The sequence below is a fragment of the Mesorhizobium sp. CNPSo 4670 genome (assembly GCF_057784235.1).
In genome coordinates this window covers 185,861-205,688 of sequence record NZ_JBWJFQ010000010.1, presented here as the reverse complement: position 1 = coordinate 205,688, position 19,828 = coordinate 185,861, and the positions used below count along the sequence as shown (strand labels likewise).

Here is a 19,828-nt window from a genome sequence, read left to right as displayed (position 1 = left end):
AAGGAAGGTGCGACAGGCGAGACCGTTGCCGGTAGCAGTGGCTACGGCGGAGACTATGGTGGCGGCCATTCCCACGATGGCGGGAGCAGCTAAGGTCATTCCGCGGCCTCCCTCTTGTCGTCCGCCTTCACCGGGTTTTCGCGGGCGTCATATTCGGCGCGCATGCGGCGCACGAGGTCGAGTTCGGCCTGGAAGTCGACATAGTGCGGGAGCTTCAGGTGCTCGACGAAGCCGGTCGCCTGGACATTGTCGGAATGCGAGATGACGAACTCCTCGTCCTGCGCGGCGGCGACGACATCTTCGCCGAGTTCCGAAGCGCGCAATGCCCGATCGCAGAGCGCCATCGCCATCGCCTTGCGTTCGCTCTGGCCGAAGACCAGGCCGTAGCCGCGGGTGAATTGCGGCGGCGCCTTGGCCGAGCCCTTGAACTGGTTGACCATCTGGCATTCGGTGACCCGCACCGTGCCGAGCGGCACGGCGAACGGGAGTTCGGGAACATCCAGTTCCAGCTCGACCTCGCCGATGCGGATCTCGCCGACGAAGGGATGGTTACGGGCATAGCCGCGCTGCGTGGAATAGCCGAGCGCCAGCAAGAAGCCCTCATCGCCGCGTGACAGCGCCTGCAGGCGGATATCGCGCGCCATCGGGAATTCCAGCGGCTCGCGGGTGATGTCGCCGGGGACATGGTCCTGCAGCATCTCGCCATCCGGCTCGATCAGGCCCTCGCGAGCAAGGATCGCAGAAACGCGGGGCATGGCTTGCGCTTCGGTCTCGCGCTGCAGCGGCTTGGCGACATCGCCGCCGCCGGCAAGCTCGGGGTCGAGTAGCCGGTGCGTGTAGTCGAAGGTCGGGCCGAGCAACTGGCCGCCGGGCAGGTCCTTGTAGGTCGCCGAAACGCGCCGCTCGACCAGCATGGTGGCGGTGTCGATCGCCTTGGAATAGCCGAAGCGCGGCAACGTGGTGCGGTAGGCGCGCACCAGGAAGATCGCCTCGATCAGGTCGCCGCGCGCCTGGACGATGGCGAGCGCCGCCAGCTCGCGGTCGTAGAGCGAGCCTTCGCTCATCACCCGGTCGACGCCAAGCGCCAACTGTTCGACGATCTGGTCGAGCCGAAGGGCGGGCACCGAACGGTCGCCGCGCCGGCGGTCGGCGAGCAGGCTGTGGGCGTTGGCAATGGCCGCCTCGCCACCTTTTACCGCGACATACATCTCAGGCCCCCATCGTCTTGATGCGCGTTGTGCGCGGCAGACAGGCGACGCCATCCAATGTGGCGAGGATGATGTCGACGCCACGCGGAAAGCGCTTGATATTCTGCTTCCACTGCTCGACGAAATGACGCGGCATCTGCGCCGGCGCGATCGTGGCACTGGTTTCGATGCCGGGGCCTTCGAGCAGCAGCGGGGCGCCGGAAACGAGATCACTGACTTGCAGGATCAGCGTGGTGGAGCGGTCGGGATAATCCTGGGTACCTTGCGAAAAACCGTCGAGCGCCATCATCTCGGCCGGCGTGGCGATCAAAGCGAAATGCGCATCGGCCGGCGTGTTGGCCAAAGGCGCACCGGTGTGGAAACCAAGCCAGGATTTGATCGCGGTAGAGGCCTGCAAAGCCGGGTCGAGCCAGAGCGGGGTGTCGTTGTCGCAAAGCGCCAGGGCTACGGCGCCGGCGGTCGCTGAAAGCGGAACCGGCGGGCGGGCGAAGGCGGGCAGGGGTTGCACGCTGCCCGGCCGCGCCATCGCGTCCATGACGGCGCGAAACACGGTCTGGGCGTTAAAGACCGGATCGGCAAAACCGCCCTCGATCGATTGCGCTGCGATGTCCATCAGTCTTCTCCGCGAACCATGGTGAAGAAATCCACCTTCGTTGCCGCCGTCTCGGCGCGGCGCCGTTCATGCGCGGTGGCCAGAGCCGATCGCAGAGGCGCAATAAGCACGGTCTCGACCTCGGCGCGACGCGCCGGGTCCTGCCACAGCGCGTCGGCGATGGCCGCCAGCCTCGCCTTCTGCTTGTCACGGCCAAGCGCATAGCAATGGCCGACCTGTCCGGTCGGGAGCCTGACTGTGGCGCGGGTAACGGTTGTCTCACCGACATTGAAGGGGGAGCCGCCACCGCCGATGCGGCCGCGCACGGTGACCAGGCCGGTTTCCGGTCCGCGCAGCAGCTCAGCTTCCGAGGGCAGTCCGGACGCGTTCCAGAGCCGGACGACGTCATCGCCGCTGGATTGTGCCAGTGTTGCCATGGCGGCCTTGCGCTCGGCTTGGTTGCGGGCTTCCTGTCCTCGCATGAGCAATAATCCTCTTGTCTAAATTTGTCTACTGATATAGACAATTATACAAATTATACCTATTATCTAGCGCGAGTCCATGACGGGTGGATGACAAGCAATGGGAGGCTGGGACAATTAAAATGGTCGGGCAGCTGGCAGCGGACAGCATTGAGCGGCGGAGTGGTGTCTCGCTGTGGCGGCAGATCGCCGACAAGATCCTGCATGCGATCGCCATCGGCGATTTCGCCGAGAATGCAGCGCTGCCGCCGGAGGTTGCGCTGGCCGAGCGCTATGGCGTCAACCGTCACACGGTGCGCAGTGCCATAGCAGCCCTTGTGCAGGAAGGGGTGCTGCGGGCCGAACAGGGACGCGGCACCTTCGTGCTGTCGCGCAAGCGGCTGTCCTATCCGATCGGCGCGCGAACACGGTTTTCGGCAGGCCTGCAAGGGCAGGCGTCGGAACGGCATATTGTCCTGCTTGCCTCGTCGGTGGAGCCGGCCAGCCGGCGCGTCGCCGAGGGGCTGGGCCTAGCCAGGGGGACAAACGTGATCCGGCTGGAAACACGCGGCGAAGCCGATGGCCGCCCGGTGTCGCGTGCTGCCGGCTGGTTCGAGGCGAGGCGCTTTGCCGGCATTGATGCCGCCATGGCGGAGACCGGCTCGATCACCGCATCGCTGGCGCGTTTCGGCATAGATGATTATCTCAGGCAATCGACCATGCTGTCGGCGCGCCATGCCGATGCCGCCGACCTTGCCGACCTCGACCTGCAGCCCGGCGCAATCGTGCTGGTCACGGTCGCCGTCAACGTCACGCCCGACGGCCAGCCGATCCAGTTTTCCGAGTCTCGGTTCCCGGCCGAGCGGGTCGAACTCAAATTGTCGGCGTTGTGAGCCGACACCGCCGGTTGCCTAGATTGTCGAACGCAGTTCCCTAGGGAAGGCGCTAAGCGCTTTTCCTGGGAAAAACCGCTTCACACTTTTACTGGAATTGCACTCATCGGACTTCTATCACAGCCTTGATCAGACCGGATTTCTCGTGTGCCCAGCGCGCGAGATCATGTGGCGTGCCGGCCAGCGTGGTGCGGTGGGTGACGAGCTTGGCCAATGGCACGGCGCCGTTGCGGATCGAGGCGGCGACGTGGTCGAAGTCGGCGCGCAACGCATTGCGACTGCCGATCAGGGTCATCTCGCGCTTGTGGAATTCCGGATCGGAGAAGGTGATGTCGTCCTTGACGACGCTGACCAGCACCAGCGTTCCGCCATGCGCGACATGGGCGAAGGCCGACTGCACCGACTGGGTGTTTCCGGTGGCGTCGAAGACCACATCGAAGCCTTCGCCAGCGGTCGCTTGCCCGACCAGATCGGACACCGCGCCGCGCGAACCGTCGAGGGTCTGGAAGCCGAGCTCGTTGGCGGCAAAGGCAAGCCTTTCGCTGCTCATGTCGAGCAGCGTCACGTCAAGCCCGGCGATGCCGGCGAAGATGGCCGTGCCGAGCCCGATCGGACCGGCGCCGATGACCAGCGTGCGGGCGCCGGGATCGGCGCTTGCGCGCCGCACAGCATGCGCGCCGATGGCCAGGAACTCGACAGCGGCGGCGTCGGCCAGCGACAGGCCGTTTGCCGGATAGAGATTTCGTGCCGGCACCAGAATCCGTTCGCACATGGCGCCGTCGCGATGGACGCCGAGCACCTCGATCCTGACGCAGCAATTCGGCTTGCCGTGCCGGCAGGCGATGCACTTGCCGCAGGAAAGATAGGGATTGATGACCACCGGCTCGCCAGCGGAAAGTTCAACGCCTTCGCCGGTCTCGACGATCGTTCCCGACACCTCATGGCCCATGATGCGGGGATAGGCGAGGAATGGGTGCTTGCCTTCGTAGATATGATAGTCGGTGCCGCAGATGCCGACATGGCTGACAGCCACCAGCGCCCAGCCAGGGGGTGGCGCGCTCGGCGCCGGACGGTCTTCCAGGACAAGCTCAGCAGGCGAGCGGCAGACGACGGCTTTCATGCTTCAATCCAGTTTGTCATGAAAATCGCCGGCCCATTTTCGCGACAGGGCCGGCGATCGATCTCAAATTATTGTCACTTGCTACCGCGGCGTCGCAGCCCGTCGAAATAGACGATGATGATGATCAGCGCGCCGGTGATGATGCGCTGCCAGAAGGCGTTGACGTTCAAGAGATTGGCGCCGTTGTTGATGGTGGCCAGAATGAAGGCGCCGAGCAGCGGCCCGTGCACCGAGCCGACCGCGCCGAACAGCGAGGTGCCGCCGATCACCGACGACGCGATCGCTTGCAGTTCCCAACCCTCGGCTTGGGTCGGGTTGCCGATGCCGATGCGTGAGGCCAGCAACACGCCGACGAATGCCGCGCAGAGACCCGACAGCGTGTAAGCCATGTAGATGGTTCGCTGGACATTGACGCCGGACAGGCGCGAGGCCTCGGCATTGGAGCCGACCGAGAACAAATACCGGCCCCAACGGCTGTGATGGAGGAAGATGTAGGCCGGAATGCCGACCAGGATCACCATCCAGAACAGGTTGGGGACGCCGAGGAAGGAGTTGCGCGAGAACTCCTGAAAGGCATCGTTGTTGATCGAGATCGAATTGCCGTTGGTCATCAAAAGACCGATGCCGCGCAACGACGTCAGCGTTGCCAGCGTGATGATGAAGGGCGGCAGCCCCATCTTGACGATGCCGAAGCCATGGAACAGGCCAATGGCGACGCCGACCAGCAAGGTGATGAGGATGGCGAGGAAGACCGGGACGCCGGCATTGATCAGCATCGCGGCTATGACGGTGGCGAAGCCAACCACGGCGCCGACCGAAAGATCGATGCCGCCGGTGATGATGACGAAGGTCTGGCCGACGGCCAGGATGGCGATCATCGAGCCCTGGCGCAGCAGGTTCGAGATGTTGTTGGCCGAAGCAAAGCTTGATGTCGACAGTGACAGGATGACCCACAGCAGCACCAGCAGCGCCAGCAGCGTCAGCCCGAACAGGGCATTGTAGTTGCGCTTCGGTTTTTCGGCAGGAATCGCCTCGGTGCTCATATCTGTTCTCCCAGCTTTTCTTGTTTCTCGGCGAGCGCCTGTGTGAGAATTTCCTCGTGGTCGGCGGTGCGGAACCCGTGCGTGGCCACCAGTTTGCCGCGGCGGAATACGTGCAGCGTGTCGGCCAATTCGTAGACCTCGGGCAGGTAGGACGAGATCAGGATGATGCCGGCTCCCTTCGACAACAATACGCTGAACAGGCGGTAGATCTCGGCCTTGGTGCCGACGTCGACGCCGACCGTCGGCTCGTCGAAAATGAACAGCCTGGCGCCGTGGGCCAGCCATTTGCCGATGACGATCTTCTGCTGGTTGCCACCTGACAGGCTGGACGCCAGTGCACTGCGCGTCGGCGTCTTGATCCTGAGATCGGCGATCTGGCGGTCGGCCTGGGTCCTTTCCTGCGCATTGGAGATCAGCAGATTGTTCGAGATGCGCTTGTAGATCGGCAGATTGAGATTGAGGCCGACCGAAAGGTTGAGGCAGAGACCCTGATCGCGACGGCTTTCCGGCGCCAGCGCCATGCCAAGCTTGATCGCGTCATGCTCCGAGTTGATCTGGACCGGCTTGCCTTCCCACAGGATCTGGCCGGCCGATTTGCGGTGGCGGCCGTAAAGCGTGGTGACGAACTCGCTGCGTCCGGCGCCGATCAGGCCGTAGAGCCCGACGATTTCGCCGGCTCGGACCGTCATCGATACATTCTCGAAGCCTTTGCCGGAAAGGTTCCTGGATTCGAGGATCGCCGCGCCCGGTGTGAAATGTTCCTTGTGGTAGATCTGTTCGATCGAGCGGTTGATCATCATCTTGACCAGCTCCGCGTCGTTGGTCTCGGCGATGTTGCGGGTGCCGACCAGCGTGCCGTCGCGCAGTACGGAAACACGGTCAGCCAGCTCGAACACTTCCTCCATGCGGTGGCTGATGTAGATGATCGTCACGCCCTCGCCCTTCAGTCGGCGGATCAGGGTGAAGAGCTGGTCGGCCTCCTTGCGGGTCAGGTAGGCGGTCGGCTCGTCGAAGATCAGGAATTTGGTGCCGCGCACGGTGGCGCGGGCGGCGGCGATCAGCTGCTGCTGGCCGATGGTGAGGTCGCCGAGCGTGACATGCGCCGGCAGATCGAAGCCGAGATCGTCGATGATCTTCTGCGCTTCCTTGACCATGGCGCGTTGCTGCAGGATGCCGAAGCGCGAATTCTCCTCGCCGAGGAACATGTTGGCTGCCACCGTCAGGTGACGGCAGAGCACGACCTCCTGGTGCACGGCATTGATGCCGAGTGCCATCGCCTCATGCGGTGTCGCCAAGGCTGCCGGCTGGCCCTCCCAGATCACCTCTCCGGAGGTGCGCGGCATGACGCCGGTGAGAAGCTTGATGAGCGTCGATTTACCGGCGCCGTTCTCGCCGACGATGGCGTGGATCTCGCCGGACTTGAAAGCGAGGTTGACCGGCTTCAGGGCGTGGGTGCCGGGATAGCGCTTCTCCAACCCGCGCAATTCGAGGATGGTCCGCCCTGGTTCCAGCACGGGTGCCGGATGCAGTTCCTGCGCCGTCGACGTCATGACAATCCTCCCAGATTGGCCTCACGATTTGGCACGCTGCGAGGCAAGGATACGCCTCGAAAGGCAGCCTAGCTCAAGCTTGTGGATTGCCAAGCCGTTTGTGCCGGCAGTGGATGTTTCCGGGGCGCGAGGCCCCGGAAACGATTTGGATACGGCGGCTCAGAGCTTCGGGTTGAGCAGCGCGTCGATCTTCGGCTCTTTCATGTTGGCCTTGGTGACGAGGTTGGCGCCGGTGTCGACATTGGCCTCGACCTTCTCGCCCTTCGAGGCGGCGAGCGCCGTCTTGATGCCGTCATAGCCCATCCGGTACGGGTCCTGGACGACGAGGCCGGAAATGACGCCGTCATTGAGGAACTTGATCAGCTTCTCGTCGCTGTCGAATCCGATCAGCCCGACCTTGCCGGCAAGTTTGTTCTCGGCGATCGCCTGGCCGACGCCCTGCGCCATGATCAGGTTGGAGGCGAAGATGCCCTTCAGGTCCGGATTGGCGGTGATCAGGTCGGTGGCGATGTTGAGGCCGGTGGTGGCCTGGCCGTCGGCATATTTGTCGGCGACGAGCTCGAGGCCCGGATATTTTGCCTTGAGCTGTTCCTTGAAGCCCTGGGCGCGCTGTTCCAGCGAGCCGGCACCGGGAAGTGCTGTGATCAACGCGACCTTGCCCTCGACCTTACCGCCATTGGCTTCGCCGATGGCTGCTGCAAGACCGTCCGCAGCGACGCGGCCGCCCTGCACGTTGTCGGTGGTCAGGAACGAGGTGAAGGCCTTGGAGTCCGCGCCGGAGTCGATGCCGATAACCTTGACCTTGGCAGCGGCTTCGTCGATCGGCTTGCCAAGCGCCTTGGCTTCGGTCGGCGCGATGACGACGGCGGCCGGGTTGCCGGCGACGGCATTCTCGAGGATCGAGATCTGGCCGTTGACGTCGGTTTCAGCCTGGGCGCCGAGTTCCGGTACGTTGACGCCCAGGTCCTTGCCGGCCTTGCGGGCGCCGGCCAGAACGATCTGCCAGTAGAAGGACGTGGTGTCCTTGACGATGATCGGAATGGTCACGTCCGCCGCCGAAGCCGGCACCGAATGCATGACGCCGGCGAGCATCGAGGCTGCTGCCAGCGTCATCACGGCGCGGCGGTTGAGAATGCTGGTTACGAATTTCATTAGGAATCCTCCCTAAGTCGCCCGGTGAACGTTACGGAAGCTCCGTCCGGATAGGCGTGGCCCAAACAGAACTTTATCAATAAAAAACATTTACAGTGTTTTGATAGTGCATCGACCTGTCCGATGCAAGCGGTGTTTCGCATCAACCCTGCCGAGGTCTGGCAGGGGGAAATAACCGCGCCACTCCTCCCTTGCCGCCGTCAAACGCTCCCGTTCCGTTCCGTGAAGTCATGGAATATTAATTCCACTCGTTAGTCAATATGGAATGTTCATTCTTTCATGGGATCGCAGGAATGTGAAGCCCAGGTCACCTCTCACGGTGGGTGGATGGGGGCTTCACGCCAGCTCCTGCACCAGCGTATAGGGCCGGTATCTGGCGTATTCCGTCTCGGGCACGTCGACGTCGAGCAATTCGAGGTTGCGGGTCAGGTTTGCCAGCTTGGCGGTGCCGGTCAGCACCGTGGCGACCGCAGGTTCATGCAAGGGGAACTGGAATGCGGCAGCGGCCAGCGGATAGCCACCCTCGGTGGCGATCCTTTCCATCGCACCGACGCGGTCCAGCACATCGTGGTTGGCGGGCAGGTAGTCGAAATGTGCGCCTTGCACAGGCCCGGTCGCCAGGATGCCGGAGTTGAACACGCCGCCGATGACCAGTGACGTCTGTTGTGCCCTGCACAATGGCAGCAGTTCCGCTTCGGCGCTGCGGTCGAGCAAGGAATAGCGGCTGGCGAGCAGGATGCAATCAAGTGGCGCGCGACGTATCACATCGAGGCAGATCTGGACTTCGTTGACGCCGAGCCCATAGGCGGAAATGACGCCGGAACGCTTCAGCTCTTCGAGTGCCTTGAGGCCGCCGTCCATGAACTCGCGAAAATGCAGTTTGGTTTTCTCGACGCCATGCGTATAGGCACCGATGTCGTGGACGAACAAGATGTCGATCTTGTTGAGGCCAAGCCGCGCATAGCTGAAATCGACCGAACGCATGATGCCGTCATAGGAATAGTCGTAGTCCAGCGCGAACGGCAGCGGATCGACATAGGAGTGATCGGGAACACGGTCGTCCGGAACGGGACGGAACAGGCGGCCAACCTTGGTCGACAACACATAGGAATCGCGCGGCTTGTAGCGCAGGAAGTCGCCGAAGCGGCGTTCCGACAGGCCGAAACCGTAGAAGGGTGCGGTGTCGAAATAACGCAGGCCGGCCTCCCAGGCACCTTGCAGCGTCTCCATCGCCGACTCGCGCGAACAGGCGCGGTAGAGGCCGCCGATCGCGGCGCCGCCAAAGCTGATCTCGGTGACCTCGAGCGCGGTCTGTCCGATGCGGCGCTTGTTCATGCGAAAACCTCCCTGCTGCCGACCGTATCCGGTTGGCAGCCTTCAGATATCAGTTCAATCCAGAGCAATTCCAGGAAAAATGTGTAACGGCTTCCGTCCGGAATTACGCAAAAACAACGGGTTAGAGCGTTGCACCAAGATGCCAAGGCACGAACTCGTTGTCGCCATAGCCGAAATCCTCGCTCTTGGTCTTGCGGCCGGAAGCCGTCTCGACGATCAGTTCGAAGATCTCGCGGCCCATGCCGGCGATGGTTTTCTCGCCCGAGGCGATGACGCCGCAGTTGACGTCCATATCCTCTTCCATGGTGTGATACATAGTCGAGTTGCTGGCGACCTTGATCGATGGCGTCGGCCGGCAGCCGAAGCACGAGCCGCGGCCGGTGGTGAAGACGATGACATTGGCCCCGCCCGCCACCTGTCCGGTGGCCGAGACCGGGTCGTAGCCTGGCGTGTCCATGAACACCAGTCCGTTGCCGGTGACCTTTTCGGCATAGCCGAAGACGCCGTTGAGCGGCGTCTGGCCGCCCTTGGCGACCGCGCCCAGCGACTTCTCCAGGATGGTGGTGAGGCCGCCGCGCTTGTTGCCGGGCGAGGGGTTGTTGTCGATCGAGGCGCCATGCTTGGCGACGTGATCCTCCCACCACTTGACGAAACCGTCGAGCTTCTGCGCGATCTCCGGTGTTGCCGCGCGATAGGCAAGCAGGTGCTCGGCACCATAGATCTCGGTTGTCTCGGAAAGGATGCCGATGCCGCCGACGCCGGCCAGGATGTCGACGGCTGCGCCCAGCGCCGGATTGGCCGTAATGCCGGACATGCCGTCGGAGCCGCCGCATTGCAGGCCGACCACGATCTCACTGACCGGGATCGGCTCACGCTTCAACTGGCCGACTTCCTCTGCGATCTCGGCCAGCACCAGCATCGCCTTTTCGACCGATTTGCGCGAGCCACCGGCGTCCTGGATGTTGAAGTGGCGCTTGCCGGCGGCGGCGCCCTTCTGGCCATAGAGCGTGAGCTGATTGACCTCGCAGCCGAGCCCGACCATCAGCACGCCGCCGAAATTGGGATGGCGGGCATAGCCGGCGAGCGTGCGATGCAGCACCATCATGCCGTCGCCGGTGCCGCTCATGCCGCAGCCCTGGCCGTGGACGATCGGGACGAAACCGTCGATGCCGGGATATTTCGGTAGCAGGGTCCGGTTGGCTTGGTCGGCGATGGCATGGCAAACAGTAGCCGAGCAATTGACACTGGCGATGATGCCGATGAAGTTGCGCGTACCCGCACGACCATCGGCGCGGCGATAGCCCATGAAGGTCCGGGTGCGGTCGGCCTCCGTCGCGTGCTCGGCCTCGCTCGGCGGCACCACCGGCAAACGGCCGGATTCGAAAACCAGATTGTGCGAATGAACGTGCTCGCCCGGCGCGATGTCCTGTGTCGCGCGGCCGATTGCCTGGGCGTATTTCACCACGGCCTCGCCGGCGGCGATCGGCTTGATCGCCACCTTGTGGCCGGGCTCGATCAGAGCAGCGGCGACTGCACCGCCCGGCAGCGTGGTGCCGATCTCGATGCGGCCGTTAGCGACGGCGACATTGTCGGCGGGAGACAGAAGAATGCTGTTGGAGGCGTTCACGGGCGGTTTCCTGGGTGATCCTGGGATGCGCGGGCGGATTGACACGCGCCTGTTAAAAGATAATGTCTTTTATCGTGAAAAAACAGTTTTGCGTCAATTGTTTTTTCGCTGGGGAGTTCCGCATGTCTTGGGTGTTCCGAAAAGCGATTTCGCTTTTCAGGGGTCATGGGAACGTCATATTGCGCTTCAAGCCAGCAGCCGCAAGCGACGGCGTGCAACGGGTCAGGGATGTCGAAGAGCAACAACGTCTACAAGGATGCCTACAACAGGTGCCTCAGGCTGCTCGATGAAACACGCAGCCTGCCTTCGGAGCCGGAACTGGGTACGTTGCTTGGCGTCAGCCGGACGACCGTCCGCACCATCCTGGCGCGCATGGAAGAGACCGGGCTGATCGCCTGGAACAAGCGCGCCAAGACGGTGCTGCGCGAACCGCGTCCCGATGATTTCTTCCCCGAGGAGGAGACCGATACGCTCGCCGAAATCATCGAGCGGTCGTTCATGCGACGGTTGCTCGCCGGCGGCGCCGAGGCCGGCATGCAGATCAACGAGCTCGAACTGGCGCGCGAGATCGGCGTCGGCACCACCAGCGTGCGCGAGTTCCTGATCCGCTTCTCCCGCTTCGGCCTGATAGAGAAGCGCCGCAACAGCCATTGGGTGCTGAAGGGCTTCACCCGTGCCTTCGCGCTGGAACTGACCGAAATCCGCGAAATGTTTGAACTGCGCTCGGCGGCAGCCTTCGCCGCTCTGCCGCAGGACAGCGCGGTCTGGACCGATCTCGACCGCCTGGAGGACGAGCATCGCTTGCTGGCAAGCGAAATCGCCACCCGCTTCAACGAATTCTCGGAGCTGGACGAGCGCCTCCATCGGCTCATCCACCGGGCGTCGCACAACCGCTTCATCGTCGATTTCTACGACGTCATCGCCATGATCTTCCACTATCACTACCAATGGAACAAGGCGCAGGAGCGCGAGCGCAACGAGGTCGCGATCGGTGAGCATCTCGCCTATATCGCGGCGCTCAAATCGCGCGACCTCGGCAAGGTCGACGCCGCCTGTCGCAAGCACCTGAAGTCGGCGCGCCAGACATTGCTGACCTCTATCCCGGAGAGCCGGCCGCCACTGAAATCCTGATATGCCGCGTTGCCGCAGCATCGAATTTGCCGATTTTCGACCTGCCCCTCCCGTGATAGGTATCGCTCCGGTGATTGCTCGATGAGGCAGATCGTTTGAACGGCCGGGAGAAACGGTGGAGCATTGTGGTCGCGCTTGTCGCGGCCTATCTGCTGCTGCTCCAGTCGACGCTCGGTGCGTTCGCGTTCGGCACCGCGCCGAATGCGTCACAACTCGATGCCTTCGGCAACGTCATCTGCACCCGTGAGGGTGCGACCCAGCTTCCCGGCGGCAACCCGCCGCCGTCGCATCTGCCGGCATGTTGCGTGCTTGGCTGCAGCATGTTTTCGCCGACCTTTGCACCGCCGCCCGTTGCGGGCCTTGCCCTGGGCGCGCGTTCCTTTGAGGCCGTCGCCTTCGTCTTTCCGGCGGCCATCCATCTCGACTTTGCGCGTGAGCGCTCGCCGTCGAACCCTCGCGCGCCGCCGCGGACGGCCTGAGCCTGTCTGCCCGGCGGAACCTTTCGCGAGCGTACCCATCCAACATCAAACTGTCCGCGACCGGCAACGGCGCGACCTTCACTTCATGGAGCAACCATGTCCCATTTTTTCCGCACTGCCGCGCGTCCCAGGCCCGGCAGCATTCGACGCAGCTTCGAGGCGGGTCTCGGCATCGCCGTACTGGCTTTTGCGCTGTTGTTCGCTGGCGCCCAGACCGGCTTCGCACATGGATTCAAGATCGGCGATCTCGAGATTGGGCACCCCTGGTCACGTGCCACGCCGGCCGGCGCCAAGGTGGCCGGCGGCTACTTCACCATTACCAACAAAGGCAGCACGCCGGATCGGCTGCTGTCGATTTCCACCGACATCTCGGGAAAGGCCGAGCTGCATGAGATGGGCGTCAAAGACGGCGTCATGACCATGCGGCCGGTTGCTGGCGGCCTGGAGATTCCGGCTGGCGGCAAGGTCGTTTTGGGACCCGGCAGCTATCATGTGATGTTCATGGATTTGAAGCAGCCACCCAAGCAAGGCGAGATGTTCGCCGCCACCCTGACCTTCGAAAAGGCCGGGAAGGTGACGGTCGAATTCGCAGTGCAAGCCATGGGCAGCCCTGCGCCTCAAGAAGACAACGACTGAACCGGCCATCGTATTGATCAAGATTCTAGAGGGACCATCATGAACAAGTACCTTTTGTCGGCCGGTGCGCTTTTTCTGCTCGGGACAAGTGCTGCCTTTGCGCACATCACGCTCGAAACCCAGGAAGCGGCTGTCGGCTCGACCTACAAGGCTGTCCTGCGCGTGCCGCATGGTTGCGACGGCAAGGCGACGATCGCCCTTCGCGTGCAAATCCCGGAAGGGGTGATCGCGGTGAAACCGATGCCGAAGCCGGGCTGGACGCTGCAGGTCAAGAAGGGCAAGTACGACAAATCCTACCAGCTCTACGGTCAGGCGGTGACCGATGGGGTCAAGGAAGTCGACTGGAGCGGCGGCAGCCTGCCGGATGAATTCTATGACGAGTTCGTTTTCCGCGCGACGCTGACGGCCGATCTCCCCGTGGGCCAGAAGCTCTACTTCCCTGTGGTGCAGGAATGCGACGGCGCCGCTGATCGCTGGATCGAGATCCCGGCAGCAGGGCAGGATGAAGACGCCCTGGAAAATCCGGCGCCCGGCATCAAGCTGTTGCCGAAGAAATGATGTCTTTCGGCGGCGCGCTTCGTTCGCCGAACGCGCCGCCATTTCATGACAATGGCATGATCGCGATATCCTCACTTCGGATGATTCACATGGCCAGCAAGCTCGTCAGCCGGGTTGCCGTGGGCTTTCTGGCGATGCTGCTGCTGCTCATCGTCATGGCCTCGACAAGTCCGGCCTTAGCTCATGCCGCGCTGATTAAGACCGACCCGGCCGACGGCGCGGTGCTGGCACAGGGGCCGACACAGTTCTCGCTGACCTTCAGCGAGCCGGTCTCGCCGCTGGTGCTGACGCTGGTGAGGCCCGACGGCACGCCGGTTCCATTGACCGCCTTCCGCCTCAGCGACCAGACGGTCGAAATCGACAATCCGCAGGACCTCAAGTCCGGCACGCATGTGCTGAGTTGGCGCGTCATCTCCGCAGATGGTCATCCGGTAGGCGGTTCGCTGCTGTTTTCCATCGGCGCGCCAACAGAGCCGCCGGTCGTCTCCGAGGCGGTCGACTGGCCGCAGCGATCGGCAATCTGGTTCGGCAAGGTTCTTCTCTACATCGGCCTTTTCCTTGGCGTCGGCGGCGCTTTCGCCCTTGCATGGCTGGCCCAGGACAGGCCGTCCGGCCGGCGCTTCGTTATCGGGGCAATCCTGTGTGGGCTGGTCGCGGCCCCGGCGTCGCTCGGCTTGCAGGGGCTTGATGCGCTCGGGGCACCGCTCTCCCATCTGGCGCAGCCGATCATCTGGCGGACCGGGCTCGATACCAGCTTCGGCTGGACGGTGCTGGCCGCCTTGATCGCGCTGGGGCTCGGTCTGCTGTCGCTGGCGGGGCCGCGCGTGGCCGCCAAGCCAGTCGCGCTGGCTGGACTTGCCGGTGTAGGTATTGCGCTGGCCGCCAGCGGCCATGCCAGCGCCGCCGAACCGCAATGGCTGACCCGACCGATGGTGTTCCTGCACGGCGTCGGCATCGCTTTCTGGGCCGGCGCATTGATGCCGCTCGGTCTGGCGCTGAAAGGTCAGTCCGCGGAGGTCGCGCCACTCCTGCGGCGGTTCTCACGCATGATCGTGCCGGTGGTGGTCGTGCTTGTCGCTGCCGGCATCGTGCTTGCCGTCATCCAGGTGCAGACGCCGGCGGCGTTGGTAAACACCGCCTATGGCAAGCTGTTGCTGATCAAGCTCGGGCTGCTGGTCTTTCTGTTCACGCTTGCCGCCGTCAACCGCTGGAAACTCACCGCATCGGCCGAGGCCGGAGCGACGGAAGTGCAGCACAGGCTCGCCCACTCGATCTGCGCCGAAATGCTGATCGTGCTGGCGATCTTCGGTGTCGCCGCGGGCTGGCGCTTCACGCCCCCACCACGGGCGCTGGCGATCGCCGCGGCGCAACCGGTCTCGGTCCATATCCATACGCTGCAAGCGATGGCCGATCTCAGCATCACGCCCGGCCATGCCGGACCGGTCGTCGCCTCGATGATCATCATGACCGGCGATTTCGGACCGCTCGACGCCAAGGAGGTGACGCTGGTGTTGTCGAAGCCCGATTCAGGCATCGAGGCGCTCAAACGTGCCGCGACCAAGCCCGGCGATGGCAGCTGGCGTGTCGACGATCTCGTGATCCCGGTTCCTGGCCGCTGGATGGTGCGCATCGACATTCTGGTCTCGGACTTCGAGATGGTGAAGATCGAAGCGCCCGTCGATATCAGACCGTAATAGCTGGACCGCCAAGTGCCCCGAACTCGGCCGATGCAACACAATTCGGCGAGGCGGTTGACGCGGCCCGAAAGGCCCGTCAATCATCTCGCCGAAGAATGGGCATCCCGGTAAACCGCGAGCTCGAAACAACAAGATCCGAAAGCAGGGAAGAAACGATGGAAAAAGCCGAAATCGGCCTGATCGGCCTTGGCACGATGGGCTCCAACCTGGCGCTCAACATCGCCGAGCACGGGCACCGCATCGCTGTCTTCAACCGAACCAGGGCACGCACCGACGCTTTCGTCGAGAATGCCGGCGCGCTGAGGGACATGGTGGTGCCTTGCTACAGCCTGGAGGAACTCGCCGCCGCGATCCGGCCGCCACGCCCGATCATCATCATGGTGCTGGCCGGCAAGCCGGTCGACGAACAGATCGAAGCCTTGCGTGGCGTGCTGTCGGCCAACGACATCGTCATCGATGCCGGCAACGCCAATTTCCGCGACACGATGCGGCGCTTCTCCGAGCTTTCGGGCTCGGGGCTGACTTTCATCGGCATGGGCGTGTCCGGCGGCGAGGAGGGCGCGCGCCACGGGCCGTCGATCATGGTCGGCGGCACCGAGGATTCCTGGAAACGCGTCGAGAACGTGCTGACCGCGATCTCCGCCAAATTCAACGACGAGCCCTGCGCGGCGTGGCTCGGCACCGACGGCGCCGGCCATTTCGTCAAGACCATCCATAACGGCATCGAATATGCCGACATGCAGATGATCGCCGAAATCTACGGCATCCTGGGCGACGGCCTCGGCATGGGGCCGAAGGATATCGGCACGGTGTTTTCCAACTGGAACAAGGGCAGGCTCAATTCCTACCTGATCGAGATCACCGCCAAGGTGCTGGCCGCAGACGATCCGAAGACCGGCAAGCCGGTGGTCGATATCATCCTCGACCGCGCCGGCCAGAAGGGCACCGGCAAATGGTCGGTCATCGAGGCACAGCAGCTCGGCATTCCGGCGACCGCGATCGAGGCGGCCGTGGCGGCGCGCGTGCTGTCGTCGATCAAGGACGAGCGGCTGGCGGCGGAAAAAGCCTATGGCAATATCGGGGTGACGAAGATTTCCGGCGACAGGGACGCATTGCTTGGAGATCTCGAACTGGCGCTGTTCGCCGGCAAGATCGCCGCCTACGCGCAAGGCTTTGCGGTGATGAGCGGCGCCTCCAAGGAGTTCAACTGGAACCTGCCGATGCCGACCATCGCCAGGATCTGGCGCGCTGGCTGCATCATCCGCTCGCAGATGCTCGACACCATGGCCGAGGCGTTCGGTTCCGGCGGCGCATCGACCAATCTTCTGATGGCGCCAGCCTTCATTGCCTTGATGCAGGAAGCGCATCCGTCGCTGCGGCGTATCGTGGCAAGAGCATCGGAGGCAGGCTCGCCGGTGCCGGCGCTATCTTCCGCGCTTGCCTATTTCGACAGCTACCGCCAGGGCCGCGGCACCTCGAACCTGATCCAGGCGCAGCGCGACTTCTTTGGCGCGCATGGCTTCGAGCGTATCGACGGACCAGGTGCATTCCACGGGCCGTGGGGCAGCGGTGCAGCTGGCTGAAAATAGCTAATCCACCGAACGCCGATAGGCCAGCACCTCGCTCGGCACGCTCAGGCTCTGCAGCGTGCCGGGCGCGGCGCCGCCGATCCAGCCGAGAACGGAGCGGGCGAGTTCGGAGCCCGCCAGCCGGAAATTCTCGTTGACGACCAGCAATTCCGTGCGAAACAGATGCAGCAGGTCCGACGATTGCTTGGACACGACATCGACGTCACGGCCAAGCTTGAGGCCGGCATCCTCGATGCCGGCCACAATGGCCAGTGTCGCCGCGGCGGCGCTGCTGACAAAGCCGTCCGGCCGATCTTCGCGGCGCATCACTTGCGCGGTCCGCATTCTGATCTGCTCGATCGTATGGTCGATAGAAACGGTGTTGAAGGGGATTTCGCTGGCGCCAACCTCGCTCAGCGCATCGGCAAAGCCGTTGACGGTGTGACTGTGGTAGGTCAGCCCGACGGGCGGCGACAACAAAGCGAGCCGGCGGCGGCCGATGCCGGCCAGACGACGCACGGCTTCCACCGCAAAAGCGTAGTTGTCGAAATCATGATAGGGGTGGACCAGCCCCATATCGGTGCGGCCATGCGTGGCAAAGGGAATGCCGTGCTCCAGCATGTAACGGGCCCGTGGATCATTCGGCTGCGTGCGTGAGATGATGACGCCGTCGGCGGAGCCCGTCTCGACCAGGTAGCGTATGGGGTCGAGCGGATCCTGCGAGCGCGAATAGGGCGTGACGATCAGATGGTAAGGTGTGTCGGCAATGACCTCCGAAACGCCGTAGATGATGTCCGAGACGAAGCTCATGATCTCGCGTTCGGTGTTCAGCACGAGGCTGATGACATTGGTCCTGCCGGTGCGCAGGCGCACGCCGGCGCGGTTCGGCCGGTAGCCGATCTGCTTGGCGACGAGCTGGACACGGCGCCTTGTTTCGGCGCCGATTTCCGGGGCGTCCTTCAAGGCCCGCGACACGGTGGTGACGCCGAGCCCGGTCATGAAGGCAAGCGTCTTCAACGTCGGCCGCCCCTGCGCCAACGCCTCTGCGTTCTTTTCTGTACGCCGTCTGTCCATTCGTCCCGCCCGTCAGGCGCATAGCAGTCGCAGGCCGGGTCGGCAATCGCCGCTATTGCGATACAGTGTGCGTTCCAGCCCCGGCAAGCGTCAGTATACTGAAACGTTACAGATTGCCAATGTCGAGATGCGGCCGCTAACGGCGAGGCGGACGGCTCTCTTGCGAAACCCATTGGGATTGCAGAAGAAATCGCCTTCGCCATCGTCTTTTTCCGACTTTCGCGCCAATTTTGATGTTTTGCGGCGCAGCGATCCATGTTGCGGTGCATATAAAAGCGAGCGCTCATATGAATTTGTTCGTGGCTCGAAAAAATGTCCTGCTCGGTTCGTTCATGGGGGTTGCGCAGTCCGCGCAATTCCCGTATCCAAAATCTGTAACGTTTCAGATTCTGGGAGGAACCGAAATGCGATACAGACTTTTGACCGCTGCGCTGGCAGCGACGGCTACTCTGCAATTTGCCGGTCCGGCCGCCGCGACGGACCTGGAAGTCACCCATTGGTGGACTTCAGGTGGCGAGGCCGCGGCCGTGGCGGAACTCGCCAAGGCATTCGACGCCACCGGCAATCACTGGGTGGATGGCGCCATCGCCGGTTCCGGCGGCACGGCGCGGCCGATCATGATCAGCCGCATCACCGGCGGCGATCCCATGGGCGCCACCCAGTTCAACCACGGCCGACAGGCGGAAGAGCTGGTGCAGGCCGGCCTGATGCGCGACCTCACCGATGTTGCCACCAAGGGCAAGTGGACGGAACTCGTGCGGCCGAAGAGCCTGCTCGACAGCTGCACCATCGACGGCAAGATCTATTGCGTACCCGTCAACATCCATTCCTGGCAGTGGCTGTGGCTGTCGAACGAAGCCTTCGAGAAGGCCGGCGTGCCGGTGCCCAAGGACTGGAATGAATTCGTGGCCGCCGCGCCGGCGCTGGAGAAGGCAGGCATCGTCCCGCTCGCCGTAGGCGGGCAGGCCTGGCAGTCCTCCGGCGCCTTCGACGTGCTGCTTGCCGCGGTGGGCGGCTCGGATGCATTCCTCAAGGTCTACAAGGACAAGGATGCCAAATTCGCCGCCGGTCCCGAAGTCGCCAAGGTCTTCAAGGCCGCGGACGATGCCCGCAAGATGGCAAAGAACACCAATGTGCAGGACTGGAACCAGGCCACCAACATGGTCATTACCGGCAAGGCCGGCGGCCAGATCATGGGTGACTGGGCGCAAGGCGAGTTCCAGGTTGCTGGAAAGACTGCCGGCAAGGACTATACCTGCCTGCCGGGCCTTGGGCTGAACGAAGTCATCGCTACCGGCGGCGACGCCTTCTACTTCCCGCTGCTCAAGGATGCCGACAAGTCCAAGGCGCAGGAGGTGTTGGCCGAGACGCTGCTCGATCCCAAGACGCAAGTCGCCTTCAACCTCAAGAAAGGCTCGCTGCCGGTGCGCGGCGACGTCGATCTCAATGCGGCGAACGACTGCATGAAGAAGGGCCTCGCCATCCTCGCCAAGGGCGCCGTCATACCGTGGACGGACCAGCTGCTCTCGCAGGACACCCAGAAGCAGAAGGAAGATCTTTTCGCCGAATTCTTCGCCAAGCCGGAATTGACCGTGGAAGAGGCGCAGAAGCGCTTCGCCGACCTCATCGCTTCGGCAGACTGACGTTGGAGGCAACCCACCTCGCTCCCGGCCTTGCGAACGCAGGGCCGGGACCGCACCGCCC

At 63.3% G+C, this 19,828-nt stretch carries 18 protein-coding genes; 8 read left to right on the top strand and 10 right to left on the bottom strand.

Annotation, left to right across the window (positions count from 1 at the left end):
• Positions 1–95: 95 nt before the first annotated feature.
• The 3 genes from AC0ZT5_RS18620 to phnG are packed head-to-tail and all read right to left on the bottom strand — an operon-like array spanning position 96 to position 2,282.
• A complete protein-coding gene (locus AC0ZT5_RS18620; protein ID WP_488497603.1) occupies positions 96–1,208 on the bottom strand; it encodes a carbon-phosphorus lyase complex subunit in 1,113 nt (370 codons plus the stop codon).
• A gap of 1 nt (position 1,209) precedes the next feature.
• Entirely contained in the window at positions 1,210–1,821 is a 612-nt protein-coding gene (gene phnH, locus AC0ZT5_RS18615) for a phosphonate C-P lyase system protein PhnH (protein WP_488497602.1), read from the bottom strand.
• The gene (phnG, locus tag AC0ZT5_RS18610; RefSeq protein ID WP_488497601.1) at positions 1,821–2,282 is read right to left on the bottom strand and encodes a phosphonate C-P lyase system protein PhnG; all 462 of its coding nucleotides are present in this window, start codon (positions 2,280–2,282) and stop codon (positions 1,821–1,823) included. The genes phnH and phnG overlap by 1 nt, the downstream gene beginning before the upstream one ends.
• 122 nt (positions 2,283–2,404) lie before the next feature.
• On the opposite strand from phnG, the gene phnF reads away from it, so the two are divergent.
• On the top strand, positions 2,405–3,154 hold the full coding sequence (phnF, locus tag AC0ZT5_RS18605; protein WP_488497600.1) for a phosphonate metabolism transcriptional regulator PhnF: 750 nt from the start codon (positions 2,405–2,407) through the stop codon (positions 3,152–3,154).
• 103 nt (positions 3,155–3,257) lie between these two features.
• Here phnF and AC0ZT5_RS18600 read toward each other — a convergent pair whose 3' ends face one another.
• The 6 genes from AC0ZT5_RS18600 to AC0ZT5_RS18575 all read right to left on the bottom strand — a co-directional run bounded on the left by AC0ZT5_RS18600 (position 3,258) and on the right by AC0ZT5_RS18575 (position 10,981).
• Positions 3,258–4,274 (bottom strand): zinc-binding alcohol dehydrogenase family protein, encoded by a 1,017-nt coding sequence (locus tag AC0ZT5_RS18600; RefSeq protein ID WP_488497599.1) that lies wholly within the window; start codon positions 4,272–4,274, stop codon positions 3,258–3,260.
• A gap of 74 nt (positions 4,275–4,348) precedes the next feature.
• Positions 4,349–5,317, bottom strand: a complete 969-nt coding sequence (locus AC0ZT5_RS18595) for an ABC transporter permease (protein ID WP_488497598.1) — start codon at positions 5,315–5,317, stop codon at positions 4,349–4,351.
• Positions 5,314–6,867 (bottom strand): sugar ABC transporter ATP-binding protein, encoded by a 1,554-nt coding sequence (locus tag AC0ZT5_RS18590; RefSeq protein WP_477285559.1) that lies wholly within the window; start codon positions 6,865–6,867, stop codon positions 5,314–5,316. Before AC0ZT5_RS18590 ends, AC0ZT5_RS18595 begins: the two co-directional genes overlap by 4 nt.
• A gap of 159 nt (positions 6,868–7,026) precedes the next feature.
• Entirely contained in the window at positions 7,027–8,019 is a 993-nt protein-coding gene (locus AC0ZT5_RS18585; RefSeq protein WP_488497597.1) for a substrate-binding domain-containing protein, read from the bottom strand.
• A 336-nt stretch (positions 8,020–8,355) separates the two neighbouring features.
• On the bottom strand, positions 8,356–9,354 hold the full coding sequence (locus AC0ZT5_RS18580) for an aldo/keto reductase (RefSeq protein WP_488497596.1): 999 nt from the start codon (positions 9,352–9,354) through the stop codon (positions 8,356–8,358).
• Between the two features lie 121 nt (positions 9,355–9,475).
• Positions 9,476–10,981, bottom strand: a complete 1,506-nt coding sequence (locus AC0ZT5_RS18575) for a UxaA family hydrolase (RefSeq protein WP_184877016.1) — start codon at positions 10,979–10,981, stop codon at positions 9,476–9,478.
• 228 nt (positions 10,982–11,209) lie between these two features.
• Between AC0ZT5_RS18575 and AC0ZT5_RS18570 the strand changes: the two genes are divergently transcribed.
• The 6 genes from AC0ZT5_RS18570 (at position 11,210) to gndA (ending at position 17,065) form a co-directional block, all read left to right on the top strand.
• Complete coding sequence (locus tag AC0ZT5_RS18570) at positions 11,210–12,112, top strand: GntR family transcriptional regulator (RefSeq protein ID WP_477285567.1); 903 nt, start codon at positions 11,210–11,212, stop codon at positions 12,110–12,112.
• Between the two features lie 122 nt (positions 12,113–12,234).
• Entirely contained in the window at positions 12,235–12,591 is a 357-nt protein-coding gene (locus AC0ZT5_RS18565; protein WP_488497646.1) for a DUF2946 family protein, read from the top strand.
• Between the two features lie 96 nt (positions 12,592–12,687).
• Positions 12,688–13,227, top strand: a complete 540-nt coding sequence (locus tag AC0ZT5_RS18560; RefSeq protein ID WP_488497595.1) for a copper chaperone PCu(A)C — start codon at positions 12,688–12,690, stop codon at positions 13,225–13,227.
• 39 nt (positions 13,228–13,266) lie between these two features.
• Positions 13,267–13,785, top strand: a complete 519-nt coding sequence (locus AC0ZT5_RS18555; RefSeq protein ID WP_488497594.1) for a YcnI family copper-binding membrane protein — start codon at positions 13,267–13,269, stop codon at positions 13,783–13,785.
• Between the two features lie 89 nt (positions 13,786–13,874).
• Positions 13,875–15,479, top strand: coding sequence for a copper resistance CopC/CopD family protein (locus AC0ZT5_RS18550; RefSeq protein ID WP_488497593.1), 1,605 nt, complete (start codon positions 13,875–13,877; stop codon positions 15,477–15,479).
• Between the two features lie 158 nt (positions 15,480–15,637).
• Positions 15,638–17,065 (top strand): NADP-dependent phosphogluconate dehydrogenase, encoded by a 1,428-nt coding sequence (gene gndA / locus AC0ZT5_RS18545; RefSeq protein ID WP_488497592.1) that lies wholly within the window; start codon positions 15,638–15,640, stop codon positions 17,063–17,065.
• Positions 17,066–17,071: 6 nt separating this feature from the next.
• Here the strand turns inward: gndA and AC0ZT5_RS18540 are convergent, their stop codons facing one another.
• A complete protein-coding gene (locus AC0ZT5_RS18540) occupies positions 17,072–18,124 on the bottom strand; it encodes a LacI family transcriptional regulator (protein ID WP_488497591.1) in 1,053 nt (350 codons plus the stop codon).
• Between the two features lie 404 nt (positions 18,125–18,528).
• Between AC0ZT5_RS18540 and AC0ZT5_RS18535 the strand changes: the two genes are divergently transcribed.
• Positions 18,529–19,767, top strand: coding sequence for an ABC transporter substrate-binding protein (locus AC0ZT5_RS18535; protein ID WP_488497590.1), 1,239 nt, complete (start codon positions 18,529–18,531; stop codon positions 19,765–19,767).
• The last annotated feature ends 61 nt before the right edge of the window (positions 19,768–19,828 follow it).

What these genes read in the sequence shown, in the direction of transcription:
- phnF (WP_488497600.1), top strand. Translation starts at nt 2,405, where the DNA reads ATGGTCGGGCAGCTGGCAGCGGACAGCATTGAGCGGCGGAGTGGTGTC.
- AC0ZT5_RS18590 (WP_477285559.1), bottom strand. Translation starts at nt 6,867, where the DNA reads ATGACGTCGACGGCGCAGGAACTGCATCCGGCACCCGTGCTGGAACCA.
- AC0ZT5_RS18560 (WP_488497595.1), top strand. Translation starts at nt 12,688, where the DNA reads ATGTCCCATTTTTTCCGCACTGCCGCGCGTCCCAGGCCCGGCAGCATT.
- AC0ZT5_RS18570 (WP_477285567.1), top strand. Translation starts at nt 11,210, where the DNA reads ATGTCGAAGAGCAACAACGTCTACAAGGATGCCTACAACAGGTGCCTC.
- AC0ZT5_RS18540 (WP_488497591.1), bottom strand. Translation starts at nt 18,124, where the DNA reads ATGGACAGACGGCGTACAGAAAAGAACGCAGAGGCGTTGGCGCAGGGG.
- AC0ZT5_RS18580 (WP_488497596.1), bottom strand. Translation starts at nt 9,354, where the DNA reads ATGAACAAGCGCCGCATCGGACAGACCGCGCTCGAGGTCACCGAGATC.
- phnG (WP_488497601.1), bottom strand. Translation starts at nt 2,282, where the DNA reads ATGCGAGGACAGGAAGCCCGCAACCAAGCCGAGCGCAAGGCCGCCATG.
- gndA (WP_488497592.1), top strand. Translation starts at nt 15,638, where the DNA reads ATGGAAAAAGCCGAAATCGGCCTGATCGGCCTTGGCACGATGGGCTCC.
- AC0ZT5_RS18550 (WP_488497593.1), top strand. Translation starts at nt 13,875, where the DNA reads ATGGCCAGCAAGCTCGTCAGCCGGGTTGCCGTGGGCTTTCTGGCGATG.
- AC0ZT5_RS18620 (WP_488497603.1), bottom strand. Translation starts at nt 1,208, where the DNA reads ATGTATGTCGCGGTAAAAGGTGGCGAGGCGGCCATTGCCAACGCCCAC.
- AC0ZT5_RS18555 (WP_488497594.1), top strand. Translation starts at nt 13,267, where the DNA reads ATGAACAAGTACCTTTTGTCGGCCGGTGCGCTTTTTCTGCTCGGGACA.
- phnH (WP_488497602.1), bottom strand. Translation starts at nt 1,821, where the DNA reads ATGGACATCGCAGCGCAATCGATCGAGGGCGGTTTTGCCGATCCGGTC.
- AC0ZT5_RS18595 (WP_488497598.1), bottom strand. Translation starts at nt 5,317, where the DNA reads ATGAGCACCGAGGCGATTCCTGCCGAAAAACCGAAGCGCAACTACAAT.
- AC0ZT5_RS18535 (WP_488497590.1), top strand. Translation starts at nt 18,529, where the DNA reads ATGCGATACAGACTTTTGACCGCTGCGCTGGCAGCGACGGCTACTCTG.
- AC0ZT5_RS18585 (WP_488497597.1), bottom strand. Translation starts at nt 8,019, where the DNA reads ATGAAATTCGTAACCAGCATTCTCAACCGCCGCGCCGTGATGACGCTG.
- AC0ZT5_RS18600 (WP_488497599.1), bottom strand. Translation starts at nt 4,274, where the DNA reads ATGAAAGCCGTCGTCTGCCGCTCGCCTGCTGAGCTTGTCCTGGAAGAC.